Origin of the sequence: Kitasatospora sp. NPDC057223 (assembly GCF_042669755.1) — a bacterium.
Taxonomy (GTDB): Bacteria; Actinomycetota; Actinomycetes; order Streptomycetales; family Streptomycetaceae; genus Kitasatospora.
In genome coordinates this window covers 1-3,878 of record NZ_JBHUWW010000271.1, presented here as the reverse complement: position 1 = coordinate 3,878, position 3,878 = coordinate 1, and the positions used below count along the sequence as shown (strand labels likewise).

At 73.3% G+C, this 3,878-nt stretch carries 2 protein-coding genes; one reads left to right on the top strand and one right to left on the bottom strand.

The genetic code is table 11. The features are described 5' to 3' along the window. The first annotated feature begins 118 nt into the window (after window positions 1-118). On the top strand, window positions 119-2,209 hold the full coding sequence (locus ACFUK0_RS39825; RefSeq protein WP_380258921.1) for a LuxR C-terminal-related transcriptional regulator: 2,091 nt from the start codon (window positions 119-121) through the stop codon (window positions 2,207-2,209). 794 nt (window positions 2,210-3,003) lie between these two features. On the opposite strand, the gene ACFUK0_RS39820 is transcribed toward ACFUK0_RS39825, so the two are convergent. Further along, window positions 3,004-3,573, bottom strand: a complete 570-nt coding sequence (locus tag ACFUK0_RS39820) for an ATP-binding protein (RefSeq protein WP_380258919.1) — start codon at window positions 3,571-3,573, stop codon at window positions 3,004-3,006. Between the last annotated feature and the right edge of the window lie 305 nt (window positions 3,574-3,878).

Below are 3,878 nucleotides of genomic sequence, written 5' to 3'. Positions count from 1 at the left end.
TTGTACCCACTCGTCGTTCGTCAGATCGCCCCGCCCCACGACCAACACAATGGGCCACGCGAGGCGATCACATGATCCGCCGGACAGAACCTAGGCCGCCGGCAACCCGCTGGCGCTGGTGGAACTGCCCCGGGCCCTGGCCGACGACGACCGGGCGGGCCGGCTGCCCGACCTCGTCCCCCTCACCGAACGCCTGGAACAGGCGTTCAGCGCCCGCGCCACCCGGTTGCCCCGGGCGACCAGGACCCTGCTGCTGGCAGCGGCCGCCGAGAACGGCTGCGAGATCGGACAACTCCTCAGGGCCGCAGGGATCGTCGAGGGCGCCCCGGTCGGAGCCCACACACTCCAACCTGCCGTCGACGAGGGCCTCGTACACCCCGAAACCCACCGGGTCCGGTTCCGCCATCCGCTGATCCGCTCCGCCGTCTACGCCCGGGCCGGCCTTGCCGAGCGGCTCGCCGTCCACGCCGCCCTGTCCACCGTTCTGGCCGACGACCCGGACCGGCACGTCTGGCAACGGGCCGCCGCCACCCTCGGCACCGACGAAGGGGTGGCCACCCTCCTGGAGGAGTTCGCCGCCCGCGCCCGGGCCCGCGGCGGTGTCGCCGCCGCGGTCGAAGCCCTGGGACAGGCCTCCACGCTGACCGCCCTGCCACCGCGCCGGACATCCCTCCTGCTCGGCGCCGCGGAACTCGCCGGCGAACTCGGCCGCCGCCACGTCGCCGCCGGCCTCGTCGAAAAGTCCGACCCGGCGCAGATGGGGCCGGCCGAGCACGCCCGGCTCGCCGCCGTCCAGGAGGTCACAGCGCCCGGCCCGATCCACGACGAGGCCCGGGTCCACACCCTGCTGCACGCCTCGGAGCAGGCACACCGGTCCGGCCACAGCGACCTGGCCGTCCACCTGCTCTGGCGGGCCGCCTCCCGCTGCTGGTGGGGAAACCTCTCGCCGCACCTGCGTGAGAGCGTCGCAGCCGCTCCCGACCGGCTCGGCCTGCCGCCCGACGACCCGCGCCTGCTCGCCGTCCGCGCCTACGCCCTTCCCGAGACCCACGGCACCACCGCCCTCGCCCACATGGGTCAGGTGACACCGAACCGCTCCGACCCCGACGTCATGCGCTTCCTCGGAAGCACGGCCCTGATCCTCGGAGACTTCCACACCGCCTCCTCCTACATGGCCACCGCCGCCGAGAGCTGCCGCTCCCAGGGCCGCCTGGCGCTGCTGGCCCGTACCCTGGGCGCCGGCAACTGGGGCCGCCTGTGGACCGGCGAATGGGACCGCGTCCGCGCCGAGAGCGAAGAAGCCGCCACCCTCGCCGAGGAAACCGGCGAACAGTTCTGGGCCACGTCCGCCACCACCAACCTGGCCATGCTCGCCGCCCTTCGCGGCGAGCACGACCTCGCAGAAACCCTCGCGCTGCAGGCCCGCAGCAGCCCCCACGTGACCGGGATCCGCTTCCTGCTGGTCAGCATCCAGCAGGTGCGCGGCGTCGCCGCGATCGCGGCGGGCCGCCACGACGAAGCATTCCACCTCCTGCGAAACGCCTTCGACCCCACCGACGAAACCCACCACGACATGCGCTGGTGGACCGCCCCCGACCTCGCCGATGCCGCCGCCCACACCGGCCGCCAGAGCGAGGCACGTCGCCTCCTCACCGGACTCGACACCTTCGCCGACCGCCTCCCCACCCCCATGAACCTGATGTGCCTGCACTACACCCGGGCCGTCCTCGCCCCCGACGACGACGCCGAACTCCGCCTCAAGGACGCCCTCACCCACGAATCAGGCCACTGGCCCCCGTACCGGGCCCGCCTCCTCCTCGCCCGAGGACGCCTGCTGCGCCGTCTGCACCGGCCCGCGGACTCACGCGTACCCCTGCGCCAGGCCCGCGACATCTTCGACGCCCTCGGGTCGCCGCACTGGAGCAACGTCGCCCGTCAGCTGCTACGGGCGGCGGGCGAGGACAGCCGACAGCGCATCCCCTCGGCCCTGGAGCAGCTCAGCGCCCAGGAGCTCCAGATCGCCACCATGGCCGCAGCCGGCCTGACCAACCGCGAGATCGGGCAGCAGCTCTTCCTCTCCCACCGCACCGTCGGCTCCCACCTTTACCGGATCTTCCCCAAACTGGGAATCACCACCCGCACCCAACTCGGTGAAGCCCTGCGCACCACCTCCCCCGCCCTGCCGCCAGGCCGGCCCACCGCGAGCTGATTCAGCCACCTGCCGGCATCGGCGGCGGCCACCCGGGCGGCATCGAGTCCGACGCGGTGGGCCGGAACGGTGCGGGGATGCTGCTGGTCAACCGAGGTCGAGCCCGTGCGGACGCTCTCGGGGGCGGCCTGTCGTTCCGGGCCCTGGTCCCGCCGCCTGGACGAGGGCGGCTGTCCCCGTCCCTGTGTGCTGTGACGCAGGCACACGCTCCCCGTGGGGGGCGACGCGACAGGCCTTCTCCGGTCTTCTCCTGTACCCCCGCCCCTCGCCGCCCGAGGGCCCTGGGTGTGCTCCGCCGCGCCGTGCGGCCGTCCGCGGCCGTGTCCGCCGGTCACGGGCAGCCGCTGCCGGGCCCGGGGTGGCCTGTCGGACGCCGTCCGTTCCGCCGGTCGTCGGTCATTCCTGTCCGCTGGTACGGCCAGGATTTCGGGTGCTGGATGACTTCTACAGCCTGAAGGCGTTACGGAGCCCGAACTCGAAGTCCCGGCGGTTCCTTCTGTCAGCCTCGATCGACTCCCGTCCACGATCAAGCCGCGATGCGTCCCGGTACGGAGTGTGGTGCGCTCCCGGCCTCAAGCAGCCCCTACCTGGGCTTTGTCCCGAGCGGCCGGGTGCGGGCCGCACCCCGGTCCGTCCTCCCGAGGGGGCGGCCGAGGCCCGGTGCGTCCGCGTCCTGTCGCCGTACGCGACGGCGACCACCCACCGTCCGTTCTCGTTCTCCCGCCGACCTCCCGGCGCCGGCGGCCGGCTTCGGCTGTTGCTCGCGGACCCGCGTGCGCGCCTGTGCGGCGGGTTCACCAGCTGCGGGGGCGGGGGTTGAACGGGGCGGGTTCCGGCGTGGTTCGGTGGCCGGGGGCGTCGGCGGGGTGGTGTTGGCAGGGGAGGTGGGCGTGGACGGTCTTGCCGGCGCCGGGGTCGAGGGTGATCTGGAGGATGCCGCAGAGGGCGGCGATGAGGTGGAGGCCGAGTCCGCCGGTGCCGGCCTGGGGGTCGGGCAGGCGCGGCAGGGGCGGGGTGCGGCTGGTGTCGGAGACCGCGATGTCGAGTTCGTCGTCGAGGGCGGTGACGGTGATGGTGCCGGGGCCGTGGGTGTGGCGCACCGCGTTGGTGACGAGTTCGGAGACGACGAGGAGCAGGTCCTCCTCCTCGCGGGGGTGGCCGGGGCGGACGCGTTCGAAGAAGGCGCGGGCCGCGGCGCGAACGAGTGCAACCGCCTCGGGTGAGGTGCCGAACGCGGCCTCCCAGCGCTCTGTGCCGACGGGCGACCTGCCGCGGGTGGCGGGAAGGGAGCGGCCACTCGATGCCGACGGGGCTGCTGCTGTCGGTCGGGTCGCGGTGGTGGTGGGGACGGCGGTGATGGTCATGGTGCTCGGCCTTCTTCCGTGCTGGTTCTCACGGGTCAGGGCCGAGGTGTCCCGGGAGTCGTTCATGAGTTGTACGGGGCCGTGGTTCGGGGCTCCCGCTCCCCGGCGGGTGCGGGAGCCCCGGTTCGTGCGTGGTGGTTACGGGTCCGGCCGGGATGTTCAGCGGTGCTCCCAGTAGCCCTTGTGCCAGGTCTTCATCCAGTGGCCGGCCTCCCAGCGGTTGGTGTCGTAGGCCTTGTGCCAGGTCTTGTGCCAGTACCCGGGGTGGTGGTGGCCCTTGTGGTCGGTCCAGCCGGCGTGCCACT

Coding starts and splice junctions, on each gene's coding strand:
- ACFUK0_RS39820 (WP_380258919.1), bottom strand. CDS start 3,573: ATGACCATCACCGCCGTCCCCACCACCACCGCGACCCGACCGACAGCA.